The organism is Rhizobium sp. SRDI943 (assembly GCF_057653695.1).
Map to the genome: position 1 here is coordinate 693,642 of NZ_CM172787.1, position 18,821 is coordinate 712,462.

An 18,821-nucleotide genomic window follows, 5' to 3' on the forward strand; every position below is an offset into this window, starting at 1 on the left:
CTGATCGATCCTGCCTATGGCATAGGCCGTTAATCGGTTCAAGCTTGGCCGGGATCATCAACTGTTAGGGATCGTAATAAAGGGTGCGAATGTCATAAAAATTTCATAGGAACAGGCCTTCGCGCATGCTCCGCATGAGATCGGTGACTTTGTCGTCGGGTTTTTCCCACAAGATAATGCGCAATTCGACGACCAGATCGCCTCTGCCGCCCTCTTCGCGGGGCAATCCCTGGCCGGGAATTCTAATCGTCTTGTCCGAGCCCGACCATGCGGGGATCGTCACGTTCAGCGGCCCGCTCGGTCCTTCGATACGCGCCTCGGTGCCGAGCACGGCATTTTCGATGCTGAGCGGCAGCACGGCGTGCAGATCGAAACCGTCGACGGTGAAGCGCGGATCGGACGCAATGCGAATGTTGATGACGGCGTCGCCGCGCTGCATGCCCGGCAGTTTGAAGCCCTGTCCCTTAAGCCGCACCTCGTGGCCGTCGGTCGTGCCTGCCGGCAATGTAAAGCCGATTTCGCGGCCCTCCGGCAGCGACGCGGTGATCCAGCCGCTCTTCAACACGTCGTCGATCGTGACCGTCGCCGTCGTCACCTCATCCGGTGCCTTGTCCAGGCCGGTATCCTTGGCGCCGGTGAAACGGCGCACCAGGTTTGTCAGGATGCTGAGCGGCAGCGACAGGTTGGCGGCGGCATTTGGCCCAACTTCGCCCGATTCCTCATCGCCCTTGACCTCGGCCTCGGCGGCATCGCCATCCATGCGCCTGCCGGGATCGGCCTGGGCGTTTTGGGTCTGTTGATTTTGCGCCTGCTGATATTGCGCCTGCTGGGCGCGAGCCTGCGCCTGGCCGCCGGCCGCAGCCCGGGCCTGGGCACCGAAAATGCGATCCACCATCTCGTCGGCGGCCTCAACGGAACCTGCCTGTTGTCTGTTGCCGTCGGCGGCAGCCTTCTGGGCGGCGCGCGCCAGCTCTTCCATCACGCGCTCGGCATTGGCCTGTGCCGCCTTGGCGCGCACGGCCGCCTCGCGGGCGGCCTGGCGCTGCTGCATGATCGTCTGTTCGTGTTTCTTGGCTTCGGCCATCCGCAGGGCATTGTCGAACAGGCTGCGTTTGCGCGGGTCTTTCAGCGTTTCATAGGCGCGGCCGATCTCGGCGAACCGGGCCGTCGCCGTCGGATCGTCCTGATTGTGGTCGGGATGGGCTGATTTGGCCATGTTGCGCCAAGCCGCCTTGATCTCGTCTACTGCCGCGTCGCGCTTGACGCCCAGAATTTTATAAGGATCGCGCATGTTAAAACCGCCGGTGTTGCGATGCGGCAAGCCTCGTCCTTGCCCGGCATCCCCGTCCAATAAAACGTGTGTAGCGCCACCCGCCACAAAGGCAGGAACAGCCACTCTCAACGCCGATCCTGCGGCGGAGTTGCTAATCACTTGTTATTTCTGGGCAGAGATGTGGGGTGTTTCGCGGTAAATGGTTAGCTCTTTGCTAAGCATTCGGCAGAAAGCGGTCGCGCGTTAACCTGTTGGTGACGGCGCTGCGCGTCTTTTCGAACGCGCAAAGGGACGCTGTAATATTTTGAACGACCTTGGGAGGATCAGCTCTCGGGCTGGAAGCTCAGAAGCTGCCAGTTGCCGCCGCCGACGAGGCAGGTCTTGCCGTAGAATTTGGCGATGCCGACATAGGAATGCCGGGTGGTACGGAACTGGCGGCAGACCTGGCCGGACTCATTGTTCTCGACGATCGTATCGATGACGCCGGCACTGCCCGTCGATGCGTTCGCCCAGGGAAGCGGCTGGCCCTCGAGCCTTTGCACGTCGGCCGAGGTCACGGCGTTGCGCACGGTCATTTCGTCGGAAAGCGTGTCGGTGCTCGGCGGCGTCTGCGGCACGGTGCCGGTTGCCACCGACCGGTCGACCTTGGCGTCACTCAAGAAATCCATACCGCCGCCGACGCAGCCGGAAAGCGACAACATCGCGGTGCCGATGACAAACAACGCGCGGCTGCGTCGCCGCAGGCCCTTTGTATGGCGAGATGACTTTGTTATGACTTCCACCCTGCATCCTGTCCAGTTATCAAAAGCTGGGCGAGTTTTGAATAATCCGGGGCATTTGAACCAATATGTCGGCAAACGAGTTAACAAGCGGTGACTTTACCGAAAGTGGCGAACCCTTCAAGCTCTTTGCCGAATGGCTGAAAGAAGCCGAGGCTTCCGAGCCCAATGACCCCAATGCGGTGGCGCTGGCAACGGTCGATGAGGATGGTCTTCCCAATGTCCGCATGGTTCTCCTGAAGGGATTCGACGATGACGGTTTCGTCTTTTACACCAATTTCGAGAGCCAGAAAGGCCGCGAAATTCTTGGCCAGAAAAAGGCTGCCATGTGCTTTCACTGGAAAAGCTTGCGTCGCCAGGTGAGGCTGCGTGGCCCCGTCGAGATCGTTACCGATGCCGAAGCGGACGACTATTTCAAGACGCGGGCGCGCGGCAGCCGCATCGGCGCCTGGGCTTCTAAGCAATCCCGTCCGCTGGAAAGCCGTTTCGCGCTGGAAAAGGCGGTGGCCGAATATACCGCGCGTTATGCCATCGGCGAGATTCCGCGCCCCGCCCACTGGTCGGGCTTCCGCATCCGGCCGACCTCGATCGAATTCTGGAAGGACCAGAAATTCCGTCTGCATGACCGTGTCGAATTCCGCCGGCCATCACCGGAAGGTGAATGGGACAAGGTCCGGATGTATCCGTAACGGGCTTATCGGCCCATCAGCTTCAGCGGTATGCCGGAGGCGAGAGCCGAGACGTAACGTCGCTTCTGGTAGAATCCGTTGAGCGAAATGCGCGGGAGATAGCCGGTCAGCTTCGCTGCCGGCAACCCGGGCTGCGTGGTGACCGCAAGGGTAAAGCCGAGATTGCGAGCGATGCGCGCCTCGCGGGCGGTCGCAGCCGCAGGCGTGCCGTAAGGATAGGCGATCGTCTCGGGACGAATACCGGTCACCGCCTCGAGGTAATCCGCCGAAGCTTGCATTTCGATTCGCGCTTCGGCTTCCGGCAGCCGGGCGAGCGCCCGATGGCTGATCGTATGGGCGCCGAGCGTTGCGAGCGGATGTGCCGCCAGCCATTGCAATTGGCCAGGGCCCATCACCAGCTCGCGGACGATATCCGTCGGCTCGATGCCGTTTTCGCGCGCTAGCAGATCGATGGCGGCAACGGCGCGCGCCTCGTCGGAGCGGTGGACGTAGGCGGCAAAGCGATCGAAGGCGTGCCATTGCTGTTGCGGACTATCGAGCACAAGGCGCTCCATGCCGCGGCCGAAATCGAAACGGATTTCGGCCGCCCGGCGCAGGAGGATCGCCAGCGTTTCCCACCAGATGCTGTGAGAGCCTTCGGCAAAACCCTTGGCGACGAATACCGTGAACGGCGCCTGATGCCGCTCGAACACCGGCAGCGCATGTTCCAGATTGTTGTTGTACCCGTCGTCGAGCGTGAAGGCCGCGAAAGGCTTTGCGCCTTCCGGCTCCGCCAGCAGCGCCGGCACCTCGGCGAGCGGCACGAAGCGATAGCCCTCTCGCCTCAGCCGCCGCAGCGCCACGTCGAGAAACCGCGGGGTGATTTCAAGATGCGCATTCGGCTCGAAGGCTTCGGCCACGTGCGGGCGGACATGATGCAGCGTGAAGACCACGCCGCGCCCGCGTGCTTCGCGCATCAGCCCGGCCGAGGCCAGCAGCCAGGAAAACTCGAGCCCGGCGCCGATCGCCAGTCGCTTGCCCAATCGCTTGAATTGTCCCGTCATGCGGCGCCCCGTCCCCTGCCTTTTCCGGAAACTAGCAAGTGCGACTTAAGCCTTGCTGAATCCCGGTTCAGCACAGGTCTTTGATTTCCTGTTAACCAAAACGATGAAAAGACTAGAAAAATGATAGGCGTTGCCTCAAAGTCGCGCCAAACTTACGGCTTCTGTCACATTACGGGACAAAACGCCGATCCTATCGCGGGCCAATGCATGAAGGGCCTGCGCATCAGGGCCAGCATATGAGGGGAAGTGCATGAGAAAGCTTTGGGCCGCTGTTTTGACCGTAACGCTTGCCGTTTCGGCGCCTCTTGCGGCTCTTGCCGGCAACGCTTCGCTAATCCTCGATGCCCGGACCGGCAAGGTTCTCGCCGCTGAAAACGCCGATACGCTGAACCATCCGGCCTCGCTGACGAAGATGATGACGCTCTATCTCACCTTCGAGGCGTTGAAACGCGGCAAGATCGCCTGGGATACCCCGATCAAGATGTCGAAATACGCCGCCTCCCGGCCGCCGACCAAGCTTGGCGTCAAGGCGGGCGGCACGATCACCGTGCGCGAGGCGGTCTATGGCATGATCGTCAAATCCGCCAATGATGCCGCCTCCGCCATGGGTGAGAAGCTCGCCGGCTCGGAAAGCGGCTTTGCCCGGGTGATGACGGCCAAAGCCCGCCAGCTCGGCATGAGCCGCACCGTCTTCGTCAACGCATCCGGCCTGCCTGATGGCCGTCAGGTGACGACGGCGCGGGATATGTCGACGCTCGCCATCGCGCTGATGAAGAACTATCCGAACGAATACCGGCTGTTTTCGACGGCCAGTTTCAATTTCCGCGGCCGGACGGTGCGCGGTCACAACAATCTCATGTACCGCTACCAGGGCATGGACGGCATCAAGACCGGTTATACCAATGCGTCCGGCTTCAACCTCGTCAGTGCCGTCAGAGACGGCAACCGCCGCGTGGTCGGCGTCGTGCTCGGCGGCCGCACTGCCCGCAGCCGCGACGCCAAGATGGCTGGTTTGCTCGACCATTATCTCGGCCGCGCCTCGTCTTCCGGTGGCGCAAGGCTGGTGGCGAGCGTCGGGGCGAAAGAAACGGTCGAAGTCGCCTCCGCCGCTGACGCTTCCGATGTTCCGGTGCCGTTCAACGCACCGCGGCAAGTCGACGATCTCGCTGCGAAAAGCCTGGCCTATGCCGATGACGCCGTCGTGCCGTTGGAACGTCCGGTCGCGATGGACGAGATCCTGAACGCCGGCAAGACGCCGAAGACATCAGCAGAGAAGACCAATGGCGATTGGCAGATCCAGATCTCGGCCGCTCCCAGCGCCGATGCGGCGCGTGCGCTTCTCGCCCAGGCAAAGTCCGAAGCCGGCGCGCCGCTCGTGTCAGCTTCGCCCTATACCGAGGCGGTCGGGCAGGGGGCCAACAAGATCTATCGCGCCCGCTTCGTCGGCTTCGCCAGCAAGGATGCCGCCGTCTCGGCCTGCGATGCGCTCAAGCAGCGCTCCTATGACTGCATGCTGCTGCCGGATCGCGGCTGATCGCCGCCCGGCACTCTGGGCAATCCCGTTCTGGACAATTGTTGGGAATCAGCGTCTCCTCCATAAACAAAAGGAGAACGCCCATGCTGCGCCGTCTCGCCGACCAGTTCGAAACCTCATCCGCGGCCTATGCCGCAGCCAACGGCATCGAGCGGGACCCCGACTGGTTTTTGTTGAAGCTGCAGGAGGAGGTGGGCGAACTCACCCAGGCCTGGAACCGCCTGACCGGCCGCGGGCGCCGCAGGGACCGGACGCCGGAGGAACTCGACCGCGATCTCGCCGACGAAACCGCCGACCTGCTCGGCCACATCCTGCTCTTTGCCCGCCGCAACGATATCGACCTTGCCGCCGCCATCGAGCGGAAATGGCGGTTCCAGCCGGCGCTGACGTCGAAGGGCTGATGCAATGCCGCCCAATGGTTTAGGCAGGGCTACCCGTCTTCGGAAAATCCGGCTGCGCTTCCGGCCTTGCTGATCGGAAGGCGTCGAGCGTCACACACCGCTCCTCGACCGCAAGCAGCAGCGGGTAGGCTAAGAGATCATGGCCGAGACGGCGGGCATTGCTCATCTGCGGGATGAGATGCAGATCGGCCCAGCCGGGACGCTCGCCGAAACAGAAGGGCGACGGGCTTCGACGCTGCGCAAGCGTCTCTTCGAGCGCTGCAAAGCCGAGCCCCAGCCAATGCTGCAGCCAGCGTTTCACCTCCGCCTCGCCGCCGCCGAGTTCGTCGCGCAGGAACTGCCGGACACGCTGGACGGTCAAAGCGTGCATCTCCGACGCGATATGGGCGGCAAAACCTCTCGCCTCTGCGCGCAACGCGGGATCCTCGGGCAGGAGGCTCGGATCGGGATAGGTCTCTTCGATATAAGCGAGAATGGCTGACGATTGCGGCACGATATGGCCGCCGATATCGAGCGCTGGCAGTAGCCCTTGCGGATTGAGCCGGCGATACTCGCCGGGCTCTAGCGAGCTCACAGGCACATAGCGATAGGTAATACCCTTGAGGTTGAGGGCGATCCGCACCCGTTCCCCCGCCGAATTCTGCCATCGCGAAATCAGCCGCATCATGATCTTCCCGAGGTGGAGTCAGCCGACCTTATGGCGGTAGAATTTGCTGTCCACCGCCATCAGCGGGAAGGCGCGGGGCAGGGCGCTCTTGGCAATCTCGGCAAAGCCGTTCTTTTCGTAGAAGCGATGCGCGGCGACGAACTTGTCGGTTGTGCCGAGGAAGATATCGGTCAGGCCGGCCTCCCTGGCATGGGTAAACAGGCGATCGAGGAGCCGCGCCGCCACGCCATGCTCGTGGCCGCGAACCTCAGCAGCGACGAACATCTTGCGCAGTGCCGCCTGGTTGTTGCCGATATCCTTGAGCCCGACCGTGCCGACGATGGCGCCCCCCTTGACGGCGACCCAGAACTGCCCCTTGCCGGACTGATAGAAATCCGGGATGACCCTGAGATCCGGCTGCGCATCCGCGGTGATGTCGATACCGAATTCCTCGCGCTGGATCGGCAGGATCACCGAAAGCACGGCATCGGCGTCATCGGCCGTGAAGGTCCTGATTTCGATGTCCGCCATCACAGAATCCTTTTGCCTCAGGTCTGGGTGCCGCCGACCGTCACCTGATCCATGCGCAGATGCGGCTGGCCGACGCCGACGGGAACCCATTGGCCGGCCTTGCCGCAATTGCCGATGCCGGTATCGAGCTTCATGTCGTTGCCGATCATCGACACCCGCTTCATCGCATCCGGGCCGTTGCCGATCAGCATCGCGCCCTTGATCGGCGCGCCGACCTTGCCGTTTTCGATCAGATAGGCCTCGGTGCAGCCGAAGACGAACTTGCCGGAGGTGATATCCACCTGGCCGCCGCCGAACGAGACGGCATAGATGCCCTTCTTCACCGAGGCGATGATTTCCTCCGGCGTCTTGTCGCCGCCGAGCATATAGGTGTTGGTCATGCGCGGCATCGGAACATGGGAATAGCCCTGGCGGCGGCCGTTGCCGGTGGGCGCCATGCCCATCAGCCGGGCATTCTGCCGGTCCTGCATATAACCGACGAGTTTGCCGTTTTCGATCAGCACGTTGTAGGCGGACGGCGTGCCCTCGTCATCGATGGTGATCGAGCCGCGGCGATTGTCGATCGTGCCGTCATCGACGACGGTGACGCCGGGAGCGGCGACCATCTGGCCGAGAAGGCCTGAAAAGGCCGAGGTTTTCTTGCGGTTGAAATCGCCTTCCAGCCCGTGGCCGACAGCCTCGTGCAGCATCACGCCCGGCCAGCCGGAGCCGAGGACGACGTCCATCGTGCCCGCCGGCGCATCGATCGCCTCGAGATTGACGAGCGCCTGGCGCAGCGCCTCGTCGGCGCCGTATTGCCAGCTGCCCTCGGCGATGAAATCGCCGAAGCCGATGCGCCCGCCATGGCCATAGGAGCCGCTCTCCTGCCGTTCGCCGTCGCCGACCATCACCGAAATGTTGATCCGCGTCATCGGCCTGATGTCGCGCACACGGTGCCCGTCGGCGCGCAGGATATCGACGACCTGCCAGCTTGCGGCGACCGAGGCCGTCACTTGGCGCACCTTGTCATCCTTGCCCCTGAGATAGGCGTCGATGTCCTGCAGGACCTTGACCTTCTCCTCGAAGCTCGGCTGGCCGATCGGGTTCTCGTCGCTGTAGAATTTCTTGTTGGTGCCCTGGGGTGCTGCCGCATAGGAGCCGGAATAGCCGCGTGTCACCGCGCCGACGGCATCGGCCGCCCGCTTCAACGCCGCCACCGAGAGATCGCCGGCATGGGCATAACCGACCGCTTCGCCGGCAACAGCGCGCAGGCCGAAACCCTGTTCGGTGTTGAAGCTGCCGCCCTTCAGCCGGCCATTGTCGAAGGTCAGCGCTTCCGCCTGCGCATGCTCGATGAACAGTTCGCCGTCATCGGCACCGGACAGGGCCTCGGCCACGTGCTTGCGCATCGTCGCTTCATCGGCATCGAAAAGCGTCAGGAGATCGGTGGTCATGGTATGGCTCCAAGCATGCGTTCAGGAGTGCACTTACTCCCTAGATAGGGCTCCACATAATAAGGAGTGAAGCCCCGCCGTCGAATTATTCTTTTTTTAAAGGGATGTGAGCATTCCCATCGCTTTGCGCTGTGTGGCGACGCGGCTTTTTTACATAGTCCGCTTGGGAGCCGATTTGTTCGAGATGGCGAGCAAACAATTTCCCCTCACCCTAACCTTACCGGGGTCGAGCCACCCGTCTCGACCCGTCCTCCGGACCCCCGTAAAAACGGGGCGAAGGGACGTGCCCTGCGAGAGATGGGCGGGGAACGGAGAGGTCGCGATATGCCCCCTTCGCCCCGTTTACGGGGAGAAGGTGCCGACAGGCGAATGAGGGGCGGACCCACGGAAGCTGCCAATTGACCTCACGGCAGAGCGTCAAAACCTTCGGCGAAGCCCTTGAGGTCGACGGGGATGCCGATGCCTTCTTCCGGGGTCTGGAAGACGATGAAGGTTGCCTGCGCGCCGCTGCGGAAGGTCTTCAGCAACTCATCCTCGAGCACGACCTCGGCGTAGCAGCCGTCGGCAAAGCAGCGGACGAAATAGGCGCGGCCGATATCCTTGCCGTCGACATTGAGCCCGAGGCCGTTCGGGAGCAGCACGCCAAGTGGTGCCAGCACGCGGAGAATCTTCGACTTGCGGTCGGCTGTTTTCAGCACGACGACGGAAAGCCCGACCTCCGGCCGATCCTCGGCGATGACGTTTTGCATCAGCGCGCATTGTTCGGTCGAAGCGCCTGCCGGTTTGTCGCAGACGACAGACCATGCGCCGTGATTGGACTTTACCGTGCCGGGCGCCGGCGGCTGCGTCTGGCCGGGCGTCACCTGTTCGACATTCGGCTTGGCGGCACTCGGCTGCTGCGGCGCCGGAGCAGGGGTCGGCGCCGGCGTGGAAGCGGGCGGCCTGGTCTGCGACGGGGCGGGTTGCTGTGCGAAAACGGGCGTTGTCGCTGCGGCCGCGATGCTGGCAGTCACGAGAAGCGACTGCGCGAGGGAACGGAAACCCATGGAAACCTCTGGATATCGAATCATTGCGGCTATTGTTGAAGCTGCCCACCAAAAATGAAAAGCCCCACCCCGTCAAAACCGGGGGACTGCGGCGGAAATTGGACCTTTGCGAAATAATGTGTCGCGCGCGGATTGGCCGGAAAGCCGATTTTTCATATGCTGATGAAAAACTTGGGATGTTTTGCCGTTCTGACCTGCCTATGCTTTGAGCAAAAATGCCGCATAGACAATTGCTCTGACCTGTTGCGGCAAATGCCAAACTGTGGTTTGAAGCGCTGAAGATGGCAAGGATTCTGCGTTCTATTTTGCAGGTCAAGCGCTCGAGGGAGATAATAAGGTGATGAAGAAGGCTTATGCAGCCCTGACCACGCTGGTCTGTCTGCTTTTTGCTTCCGGCACATATGCCGACCAGCCCATGCCGTGGCAGGCGACGCTGCAGCCGGCGGCAACGCCGATCATGCGGGAAATCCACTGGTTCGAACAATATACCCTGTGGTTTATCGTTCCGATCACGCTGTTCGTTCTGGCCCTGCTCATCGTCGTCTGTTTCAAGTTCCGCGCCAGCGCGAACCCGGTTCCCTCGAAGACGAGCCACAATACGCTGATCGAGATTGCCTGGACCGTGGGGCCGGTCCTGGTGCTTCTTCTTCTCGCCATTCCTTCGTTCAACCTGCTGACGGCGCAGCTGACGCTGCCTGAAAACCCTGACGTGACGATCAAGGCGACCGCCACCCAGTGGCAGTGGAACTACGAATATGAAGGTTCGGGCGAAAACCCGCTGGCTTTCGATTCCTACCTGCTGAAGGATCAGGACCGCGCCGCCGCCGGCAAGGAAGACAAGTCGGTCTATCCGCGTCTTCTCGCCGTCGATAACGAACTGGTCCTGCCGGTCAACAAGACGGTCCGCGTTCTCGTGACTTCCGCGCCGACCGACGTCATCCATGCCTTCGCCATGCCTTCCTTCGGCGTCAAGATCGATGCCGTGCCGGGCCGCCTGAACGAGACCTGGTTCAGGGCCGAACGCGAAGGCCTGTTCTACGGCCAGTGTTCCGAGCTCTGCGGCAAGGACCATGCGTTCATGCCGATCGCCATCCGCGTCGTCTCCGAGGACAAGTACAAGCAGTGGCTGACCGCAGCCGCCAGCGACCTGCCCGGCGCCTACAAGACACTCATGGCCGCAACCGATGGTCCCGCAAAGACCGTCAACGTCGCCGAAGCACAGTAATTAAGGGGATCGGGACAATGGCTGGACCTTCCGCTCACGACGATCATTCTCATGATCACGCCGCCCATCATGACCACGCGCATGACGATCACCATGATCACGGGCACAAGCCGAGCTTTGCCAATCGCTGGCTGTTCTCGACCAACCACAAGGACATCGGCACGCTCTACCTGATCTTCGCGATCATTGCCGGCATCATCGGCGGCGCGCTGTCGGTTGCCATGCGCATGGAGCTGCAGGAGCCTGGCATCCAGATCTTCCACGGCCTGGCCTCGATGGTCTACGGCTATGAGGGTGACGCTGCGATCGACGGCGCCAAGCAGATGTTCAACATGTTCACGACCGCGCACGCGCTGATCATGATCTTCTTCATGGTCATGCCGGCGATGATCGGCGGTTTCGCCAACTGGATGGTGCCGATCATGATCGGCGCGCCCGACATGGCTTTCCCGCGCCTCAACAACATCTCCTTCTGGCTGATCGTTCCCGCCTTCGCGCTGCTGCTGCTGTCGATGTTCGTCGAAGGCCCGGCAGGCGCTTATGGTACGGGCGGTGGTTGGACGATGTATCCGCCGCTGGCGACAACCGGCACGCCGGGACCGGCGGTCGACCTTGCGATCTTCGCGCTCCACATTGCCGGCGCCTCGTCGATCCTCGGTGCGATCAACTTCATCACCACGATCCTCAACATGCGCGCTCCCGGCATGACGCTGCACAAGATGCCGCTGTTTGCCTGGTCCGTGCTGATCACCGCCTTCCTGCTCTTGCTGTCGCTGCCGGTTCTGGCAGGCGGCATCACCATGCTGCTCACCGACCGTAACTTCGGCACATCCTTCTTCTCGCCGGAAGGCGGCGGCGACCCGATTCTTTACCAGCACCTGTTCTGGTTCTTCGGTCACCCCGAGGTCTACATCCTCATCCTGCCGGGCTTCGGCATGGTCAGCCACATCATCTCGACCTTCTCGAAGAAGCCGATCTTCGGCTATCTCGGCATGGCCTACGCCATGGTCGCGATCGGCGCCGTCGGCTTCGTCGTCTGGGCTCACCACATGTACACGGTCGGCCTGTCGCTCGACGCACAGCGCTACTTCGTTTTCGCGACGATGGTCATCGCCGTTCCGACGGGTGTGAAGATCTTCTCCTGGATCGCGACGATGTGGGGCGGCTCGATCTCGTTCCGCACGCCGATGCTCTGGGCGATCGGCTTCATCTTCCTGTTCACGGTCGGCGGCGTCACCGGCGTCCAGCTCGCCAATGCCGGTCTCGACCGCTCGCTGCATGACACCTATTACGTCGTGGCCCACTTCCACTACGTTCTGTCGCTCGGCGCCGTCTTTGCGATCTTCGCCGGCTGGTACTACTGGTTCCCGAAGATGACCGGCTACATGTACAACGAGCTGGTCGGCAAGCTGCATTTCTGGATCATGTTCATTGGCGTCAACCTGGTGTTCTTCCCGCAGCACTTCCTCGGTCTCGCCGGCATGCCGCGCCGCTACATCGATTATCCGGATGCCTTTGCCGGCTGGAACTACGTTTCCTCGATCGGCTCCTACATCTCGGCCTTCGGTGTGCTGATCTTCCTCTACGGCGTCTTCGAAGCCTTCGCCAAGAAGCGTGTGGCCGGCGACAATCCGTGGGGTGAGGGTGCAACGACGCTCGAATGGCAGCTGCCTTCGCCGCCGCCCTATCACCAGTGGGAACAGCTTCCGCGCATCAAGTAGTTTGCGCGGACATCAGGACGCCGCTTTCGATATGGCGTCCTGATGGTAAGACATTCAGGACGGAATGATGACTGTCATCGACAATCACGAGGTGCTTGCAAAGGACGGCGAATTGTCGGAAGCGAGTGCGCGCGATTATTTCGAATTGCTGAAGCCACGAGTGATGTCGCTCGTGGTCTTCACTGCCTTTGCCGGTCTCGTGCTGGCGCCGGGCCACATCCATCCGGTCCTCGGCCTGATCGCCATCCTCTGTATCGCCGTCGGCGCCGGCGCCTCCGGCGCGCTGAACATGTGGTATGACGCCGATATCGACGCCATCATGAGCCGCACCGCCAACCGTCCGATCCCGGCCGGCCGCATCGCACCCTCCGAGGCACTCGCCTTCGGCCTGGTGCTTTCAGGCTTCTCGGTGGTGATTCTCGGCCTGGCGGTCAACTGGCTCTCGGCCGGCATCCTCGCCTTCACCATCTTCTTCTATGCCGTCGTCTACACCATGTGGCTGAAGCGCTCGACGCCGCAGAACATCGTCATCGGCGGTGCTGCCGGCGCCTTCCCGCCGATGATCGGCTGGGCCTGCGTGACCAACAGCGTGACGATCGAGAGCACCGTTCTCTTCCTCATCATCTTCCTGTGGACGCCGGCGCATTTCTGGGCGCTCGCCCTCTTCAAGATGCGCGACTACGAGGCCGTCGGCGTGCCGATGCTGCCGAACGTTGCCGGCGAACGGGTGACCAAGCATCAGATCGTCGCCTATGCGGTGCTGACCGCCGTCTGCGCGGTATTGCCGTCCTTCCTCGGTTTCGCCAGCTTCGGTTATGGCCTCGTCGCCGCCGCCCTCGGTGCGATCTTCATATACTGTTCCATCGCCGTCTGGCGCATGCCCGATGGCGATTTGAAGATGATCCCGGCGAAGAAGCTTTTCGGCTTCTCGATCTTTTATCTCTTCGCCGTGTTCTCCGCCTTGATGATCGACCGGCTGGTCTCGCATGCGGGAGGTTGGTTCTGATGGAATTGGTCAAGCTCACGGAAAAGCAGCTCAAGTCGCGCCGCAACCGCAACGTCGCCCTCGGGCTGGTGCTTGCCGGCCTCGTCGTTCTCTTCTACGTGATGGCAATCGTGAAGATCGGCGGGGGAACGGCCGGATGAGCGATAACCCCGCCGCACCGAAGAAGCAGGTCCGCAACAACGGCGCCGTCGTCATGATGTGCCTGAGCTTCGTCTTCGGCATGGGCGCGATGAGCTATGCCGCCGTGCCGCTCTACCGCATCTTCTGCCAGGTGACCGGCTATAACGGCACGACGCAGCGCGTCGACCAGGTGTCGAGCGTCGTGCTCGACCGCACGATGCGCGTCACCTTCGACGCCAATGTCGCCCCCGGGCTGCAATGGGACTTCAAGCCGGTCCAGCGCGAGGTCAATCCGAAGATCGGCGAGACCATCCAGGTCAATTTCACCGCCGAGAATCGTTCGAACGAGACCCAGCGCGGCCAGGCGGTTTTCAACGTCACGCCGGGTGAAGCCGGCGTCTATTTCAACAAGGTGCAATGTTTCTGCTTTACGGAAACGGACCTGAAGCCGGGCGAGAAGCTCGACATGCCTGTCGTGTTCTACATCGATCCCGAAATCGTCAAGGCCGTGGAATCCAGGGATATCCACACGGTCACGCTGTCATATACGTTCTACCCGAAAGAGGGTCCGAAGCCGGTGGCTTCGAATGAGGGTGGAGCGGAAAAGATTGAAAAGAAACTTTGATCAAGGCTCGTTTCCGGCTATGCCGGGAGCGGAGTGAAGGAAGACATCCGGGGATAACGACATGGCCGATGCTCACCAGAAGAATCACGACTATCACATCATCGATCCGAGCCCGTGGCCGATTCTCGCCTCGCTCGGCGCCTTCATCATGGCGATCGGCGGCGTCTGCTACATGCGTTATCTCAACGGCGGTTCGTTCAAGGTCGCCGGCGCGGAGCTCGCCAATCCCTGGCTCTTCTACATCGGCTTCGCGCTGGTGCTCTACGTCATGTACGGCTGGTGGGCCGATACGGTGAAGGAAGCCCACGAGGGCGCCCACACCCGCGTCGTCTCGCTGCACCTGCGCTACGGCATGATCATGTTCATCGCTTCGGAAGTGATGTTCTTCGTCGCCTGGTTCTGGGCCTATTTCGACGCCAGCCTCTATCCGAACGAAGCCATCCAGGCCTCGCGCCTGCTCTATACCGGCGGCACCTGGCCGCCGAAGGGCATCGAAGTCCTCGATCCCTGGCACCTGCCGATCTACAACACCGTCATCCTGCTCCTGTCGGGCACGACGGTGACCTGGGCGCACCATGCGCTGCTGCACAATGACCGCAAGGGCCTGATCCAGGGCCTGACGCTGACGGTGGTGCTCGGCGTGTTGTTCTCCACCGTCCAGGCCTATGAATATGCCCACGCGCCCTTCGCCTTCAAGAATTCGATCTACGGCGCGACCTTCTTCATGGCGACCGGCTTCCACGGTTTCCACGTCCTCGTCGGCACGATCTTCCTGGGTGTCTGCCTGATCCGTGCGCTGCGCGGCGACTTCACCCCGAAGCAGCATTTCGGCTTCGAGGCGGCCGCCTGGTACTGGCACTTCGTCGACGTCGTCTGGCTGTTCCTGTTCTTCTGCATCTACGTCTGGGGCGGCTGGGGCGCACCCGTCGCAGCCGGATGATCGGAACGAAATTTGAGAAAAGGCGGGCCTGGTGCCCGCCTTTTTTGTTGGTGGGATCCGCGACAGCCCGCACCTTTCCGGAGACGAGGGACGTGCCATGCGAGAGCGGGCGAGGAACGGAGAGGCTGCGGCATGTGTCCTCTTCTCCCCAGCGGGGGTCCGAAGGACGGGTTGAGACCGGTGGCTCAACCCAGGCAAAGGTGGCCCGAAGGGTCGGATGAGGGGGCCACGCGGCAGGCCCTCTCATCTCAACTATCCCGCCATGCCGACGCGAGCGCGGTCGAATCGCGCATGAATGTTGTTGGAAAGACCGGCTTCGCCGGCCCCCTCATCCGCCCTACGGGCACCTTCTCCCCGCTGGGGAGAAGAGGGAATCGAGAGGTTGCAGCATATTTCCTTCGCCCCGCGAGCGGGGAGAAGGTGCCGGCAGGCGGATGAGGGGCTGCCATCGGCAACCTCTTCGGCCGAGGTAAGGGCTCCCGCTTTTCATCGCCTCAGCGCGCGCCGGCAATCCGTTCGAACGCCGAAGGCTGGGGGATGCCGAGATCCAGCTGGTGGCGGATCGCCTCGGCGCATTCGAGCGGTGTCAGCACTGAGGTATCGACCTCCATGTCGTAGATGCCGGGCCGATGCACCTCGTCCTGCCAGCGTTGCACCGGTTCAGGAACGGGCACGTCCTCCGTGGCGCTGAGATAAAGCGTCTCGCGCCCCTCCTGGACAATGTCGCGCCGCTGCATGATCGTCTCGATCGGACAGCGCACGCCGACGAATAGCACGGGAAAGTCTTCCAGTCGCCGGGCGCAATCGCCGAGGATGCCGAGCGGCTGCGAATAGCTGTCGTGGTGGCCGAGATCGGCGATGACATTGAGCCCCAGGCTGGCATGGATGGCGATCGATTCGTAGAGTGCCGCATAAAAGAACGGCACCAGTTCCTCCAGGTCCGGCCGTTCGCCGCCCGGCCGCAGTCCGATGCCCGGAAGGTAGCGCTTCGGTGTCATGGCATTGTAGCTGTCGACGCCGAGGTTGATCCACTGCCCCTCGAAGTGTTCCTGTACCGCGCGCGCGATGCTTGATTTGCCGCTCCGCGGCGCGCCGTTGAGGATAATGATCTGCACGGAATGGCTATCATTGGTCATCAGTCTTCTTCTTCTGTTTGGCGCGAATCATTACAGCGCCGCGCGACTTTTCAGACGCGGCAAGGACGCTGTAACACTTTGAATTGCTGATAGTTCCTCACATCGATTCCGATGTGAGGAACTATCAGCGGGACGAAATCACGCAGGCATTTCCCTTCGTCCTGCGAATAATTTATGGGAGAGTTAAGGCAGCATCGAAAAAGGCCGCGGCCGCCAAGGCTGCCAGAAGGAATGGAATGAACGAGGACAGCGCCCATTTTCCGCCCGTCGATCCGGTGAAAACAGGCATCAAGGGCTGCTGCCCACGCTGCGGCCAGGGCAAACTCTTCGACGGACTGCTCGGAGTAAAGCCGCGTTGCGCCGCCTGCGGCCTCGATTATTCCTTCGCCGATTCCGGTGACGGCCCGGCCGTCTTCGTCATCCTCATCGTCGGCTTCATCGTCATCGGCATGGTGCTGTGGCTGCAGGTGAATTACGGGCCGCCGATCTGGGTGCATATCCTGCTCTTTGCTCCGTTGACGATTATCCTGTCGCTACTGACGCTGCGCTGGTTCAAGGGCATCCTGATCGCCATGCAATACCGCCATAATGCCCGCGAAGGACGCCTGAGTGACTGATATCGACCATGCCGCGCCGCGCCGCCGGCTGCCGGTTTTCACCGGCATCCTGGTGCTGATTGCCCTTGCCATCCTGATTTCGCTCGGCACCTGGCAGGTGGAGCGCCTGCACTGGAAGGAGGGCCTTATCGCCGATATCGCCGCGCGCCAGGCAGCAAGCCCCGTGCCGCTTGCCGATATCGAGGCGATGGCGGCTGCAGGCGGCGATATCGAATACCGCAAGGTGACCGCCACCGGCCGCTACATCAACAACAAGGAGCGGCACTTCTTCGCCACCTGGCGCGGCCAGACCGGCTATTACATCTATACCCCGCTGGAGCTTGCCGACGGGCGCATTCTCTTCGTCAATCGCGGCTTCGTTCCCTTCGACAACAAGGAGCCGGAAATGCGCATGCAGGGCCAGCTGACGGATCAGCAGACCGTCACCGGCCTGGCGCGCGAAAAGCTTCCCGGCAAGCCTTCCTGGGTGGTGCCTGACAACGACGTCGCCAAGAACATCTTCTACTGGAAGGATCTCGACGTCATGGCCGAGAGCGTCGGGCTGGAGAAAGCGATCGTCATTCCCTTCTTCGTCGATGCCGATTCCACCCCCAATCCGGCCGGCCTGCCGATCGGCGGCGTCACCCAGGTGGATCTGCCGAACGACCATCTGCAATATGCTTTCACCTGGTACGGGCTGGCCGCCGTGCTCGTTGTCGTGGTGGCGATCTCCTGGTTTCGCAAGGGTGCCAAGGCACCTCAGCAATAGTATCACTTCAATTCTCGACCATATTGGGCTAGAGGTCCCTTAGCCCCACGCGGGACGTTGCTGTTGAAGCTGGACGTTGCCGAGTTCTCCCTCATTCCTGTGCTCGTCACAGGAATCCAGTGCGCCCAAGTCCTTGGGCGCGGTAGGTGGACTTGGATGTTGACAGTCATTCACGGCGCCGACGCGCCGTGGCTGGATTCCTGTGACGAGCACAGGAATGAGGAATTTGACGGAACAGACATGAATATTGCGGCGAAACCTCCTTTGACGATTAGGCTCTGCGGCCCGCGCGGCTTCTGCGCCGGCGTCGACCGCGCCATCCAGATCGTCGTGCTGGCGCTGAAATCCTATGGTGCGCCGGTCTATGTGCGCCACGAGATCGTCCACAATCGCTATGTCGTCGAAGGGCTGGAAGCCAAGGGCGCCGTCTTCGTCGAGGAGCTGGACGAGATCCCGGCCGAACATCGCGCCCAGCCGGTGGTCTTTTCCGCCCACGGCGTGCCGAAATCCGTGCCCGAGGATGCGGCAAGCCGCAACCTCTTCTATCTCGACGCCACCTGCCCGCTGGTCTCCAAGGTCCACAAGCAGGCGATGCGCCACAATCGCCTCGGCCGCCATGTCGTCCTCATCGGCCATGCCGGCCATCCCGAGGTGATCGGCACGATGGGTCAGCTGCCGGAGGGATCGGTCTCGCTGATCGAGACGATCGAGGATGCCGACGCCTATGTCCCCGTCGATCCCGACAATCTCGGCTATGTCACCCAGACGACGCTGTCGGTCGACGATACGGCCGGCGTCATCACCCGCCTGCACGAGCGCTTCCCGAACCTGACGGCGCCGGCAGCGGATTCGATCTGTTATGCGACGACCAACCGCCAGGAAGTGGTGAAGCAGGCAGCGCCCGGCTGCGATCTTTTCATCATCGTCGGCGCGCCGAACTCCTCCAACTCCAAGCGCCTCGTCGAAGTGGCGCTCAGGGCAGGGGCGAAGAAATCCATCCTCGTGCAGCGCGCCGCCGAGCTCGACTGGGACGAGATCGGCGCGATTTCGACGCTCGGCCTCTCGGCCGGCGCCTCGGCACCCGAGGTCATCGTCAACGAGATCATCGAGGCTTTCCGCGCCCGCTTCGACGCCCGCGTCGAACTGGCCGAAACGGTGCAGGAAACCGAAAATTTCCTCGTCAACCGCGAACTGCGCAATATCGAGCTGACGGCAGCCGACATGGCCTTCGTCAACGGCTAGATCGGCCTTTCGGCCTGGCGTCCACTCCGGCAAATCCAATATCAACAGGCATGAAGGCGAGACCTC

General features: G+C 62.0%; 20 protein-coding genes. 12 read left to right on the forward strand and 8 right to left on the reverse strand.

Features of this window, described 5'->3' with window-relative positions:
• Positions 1–103: 103 nt before the first annotated feature.
• On the reverse strand, positions 104–1,321 hold the full coding sequence (locus tag AC245Y_RS03340) for a J domain-containing protein (RefSeq protein WP_017993159.1): 1,218 nt from the start codon (positions 1,319–1,321) through the stop codon (positions 104–106).
• A 275-nt stretch (positions 1,322–1,596) separates the two neighbouring features.
• Positions 1,597–2,055 carry an RT0821/Lpp0805 family surface protein gene (locus tag AC245Y_RS03345; protein WP_012756310.1) on the reverse strand — a complete coding sequence of 153 codons (459 nt, stop codon included), beginning with the start codon at positions 2,053–2,055 and terminating at the stop codon, positions 1,597–1,599.
• A gap of 65 nt (positions 2,056–2,120) precedes the next feature.
• Here AC245Y_RS03345 and pdxH point away from each other — a divergent pair, with 65 nt between their 5' ends.
• Complete coding sequence (pdxH, locus tag AC245Y_RS03350) at positions 2,121–2,741, forward strand: pyridoxamine 5'-phosphate oxidase (protein WP_012756311.1); 621 nt, start codon at positions 2,121–2,123, stop codon at positions 2,739–2,741.
• A 5-nt stretch (positions 2,742–2,746) separates the two neighbouring features.
• On the opposite strand, the gene AC245Y_RS03355 is transcribed toward pdxH, so the two are convergent.
• Positions 2,747–3,784 carry a polysaccharide deacetylase family protein gene (locus tag AC245Y_RS03355; RefSeq protein ID WP_017993160.1) on the reverse strand — a complete coding sequence of 346 codons (1,038 nt, stop codon included), beginning with the start codon at positions 3,782–3,784 and terminating at the stop codon, positions 2,747–2,749.
• A gap of 250 nt (positions 3,785–4,034) precedes the next feature.
• Here AC245Y_RS03355 and AC245Y_RS03360 point away from each other — a divergent pair, with 250 nt between their 5' ends.
• A complete protein-coding gene (locus AC245Y_RS03360; protein WP_017993161.1) occupies positions 4,035–5,318 on the forward strand; it encodes a D-alanyl-D-alanine carboxypeptidase family protein in 1,284 nt (427 codons plus the stop codon).
• Between the two features lie 83 nt (positions 5,319–5,401).
• Entirely contained in the window at positions 5,402–5,719 is a 318-nt protein-coding gene (locus AC245Y_RS03365) for a nucleoside triphosphate pyrophosphohydrolase family protein (protein ID WP_012756314.1), read from the forward strand.
• A gap of 19 nt (positions 5,720–5,738) precedes the next feature.
• On the opposite strand, the gene maiA is transcribed toward AC245Y_RS03365, so the two are convergent.
• From maiA to AC245Y_RS03385, 4 genes are all read right to left on the reverse strand, one after another.
• Positions 5,739–6,386 carry a maleylacetoacetate isomerase gene (gene maiA, locus AC245Y_RS03370; RefSeq protein WP_032996244.1) on the reverse strand — a complete coding sequence of 216 codons (648 nt, stop codon included), beginning with the start codon at positions 6,384–6,386 and terminating at the stop codon, positions 5,739–5,741.
• Positions 6,387–6,404: 18 nt separating this feature from the next.
• Positions 6,405–6,896 carry a GNAT family N-acetyltransferase gene (locus AC245Y_RS03375; protein ID WP_017993163.1) on the reverse strand — a complete coding sequence of 164 codons (492 nt, stop codon included), beginning with the start codon at positions 6,894–6,896 and terminating at the stop codon, positions 6,405–6,407.
• Between the two features lie 17 nt (positions 6,897–6,913).
• Positions 6,914–8,329, reverse strand: coding sequence for a metalloprotease TldD (gene tldD, locus AC245Y_RS03380; protein ID WP_017993164.1), 1,416 nt, complete (start codon positions 8,327–8,329; stop codon positions 6,914–6,916).
• Positions 8,330–8,733: 404 nt separating this feature from the next.
• The gene (locus AC245Y_RS03385) at positions 8,734–9,399 is read right to left on the reverse strand and encodes an invasion associated locus B family protein (protein WP_017993165.1); all 666 of its coding nucleotides are present in this window, start codon (positions 9,397–9,399) and stop codon (positions 8,734–8,736) included.
• 316 nt (positions 9,400–9,715) lie between these two features.
• On the opposite strand from AC245Y_RS03385, the gene coxB reads away from it, so the two are divergent.
• The 6 genes from coxB (at position 9,716) to AC245Y_RS03415 (ending at position 15,012) form a co-directional block, all read left to right on the forward strand.
• Entirely contained in the window at positions 9,716–10,600 is an 885-nt protein-coding gene (gene coxB, locus AC245Y_RS03390) for a cytochrome c oxidase subunit II (protein WP_012756319.1), read from the forward strand.
• A 17-nt stretch (positions 10,601–10,617) separates the two neighbouring features.
• Positions 10,618–12,321 (forward strand): cytochrome c oxidase subunit I, encoded by a 1,704-nt coding sequence (gene ctaD / locus AC245Y_RS03395; RefSeq protein WP_012756320.1) that lies wholly within the window; start codon positions 10,618–10,620, stop codon positions 12,319–12,321.
• A 67-nt stretch (positions 12,322–12,388) separates the two neighbouring features.
• Positions 12,389–13,327 carry a heme o synthase gene (locus tag AC245Y_RS03400; RefSeq protein ID WP_020486922.1) on the forward strand — a complete coding sequence of 313 codons (939 nt, stop codon included), beginning with the start codon at positions 12,389–12,391 and terminating at the stop codon, positions 13,325–13,327.
• On the forward strand, positions 13,327–13,467 hold the full coding sequence (locus AC245Y_RS03405) for a hypothetical protein (protein WP_012756322.1): 141 nt from the start codon (positions 13,327–13,329) through the stop codon (positions 13,465–13,467). Before AC245Y_RS03400 ends, AC245Y_RS03405 begins: the two co-directional genes overlap by 1 nt.
• On the forward strand, positions 13,464–14,072 hold the full coding sequence (locus tag AC245Y_RS03410; RefSeq protein ID WP_012756323.1) for a cytochrome c oxidase assembly protein: 609 nt from the start codon (positions 13,464–13,466) through the stop codon (positions 14,070–14,072). The genes AC245Y_RS03405 and AC245Y_RS03410 overlap by 4 nt, the downstream gene beginning before the upstream one ends.
• Before the next feature lie 61 nt (positions 14,073–14,133).
• Positions 14,134–15,012 carry a cytochrome c oxidase subunit 3 gene (locus tag AC245Y_RS03415; protein ID WP_017993168.1) on the forward strand — a complete coding sequence of 293 codons (879 nt, stop codon included), beginning with the start codon at positions 14,134–14,136 and terminating at the stop codon, positions 15,010–15,012.
• A gap of 494 nt (positions 15,013–15,506) precedes the next feature.
• Here AC245Y_RS03415 and AC245Y_RS03420 read toward each other — a convergent pair whose 3' ends face one another.
• Positions 15,507–16,148, reverse strand: a complete 642-nt coding sequence (locus tag AC245Y_RS03420) for a chloramphenicol phosphotransferase CPT family protein (protein ID WP_017993169.1) — start codon at positions 16,146–16,148, stop codon at positions 15,507–15,509.
• 236 nt (positions 16,149–16,384) lie between these two features.
• Here AC245Y_RS03420 and AC245Y_RS03425 point away from each other — a divergent pair, with 236 nt between their 5' ends.
• The 3 genes from AC245Y_RS03425 (at position 16,385) to ispH (ending at position 18,755) form a co-directional block, all read left to right on the forward strand.
• Complete coding sequence (locus AC245Y_RS03425) at positions 16,385–16,765, forward strand: DUF983 domain-containing protein (RefSeq protein WP_003545995.1); 381 nt, start codon at positions 16,385–16,387, stop codon at positions 16,763–16,765.
• A complete protein-coding gene (locus AC245Y_RS03430) occupies positions 16,758–17,513 on the forward strand; it encodes an SURF1 family protein (RefSeq protein WP_017993170.1) in 756 nt (251 codons plus the stop codon). Before AC245Y_RS03425 ends, AC245Y_RS03430 begins: the two co-directional genes overlap by 8 nt.
• A 240-nt stretch (positions 17,514–17,753) precedes the next feature.
• Positions 17,754–18,755 (forward strand): 4-hydroxy-3-methylbut-2-enyl diphosphate reductase, encoded by a 1,002-nt coding sequence (gene ispH, locus AC245Y_RS03435; RefSeq protein ID WP_011650764.1) that lies wholly within the window; start codon positions 17,754–17,756, stop codon positions 18,753–18,755.
• Positions 18,756–18,821 lie beyond the last annotated feature (66 nt).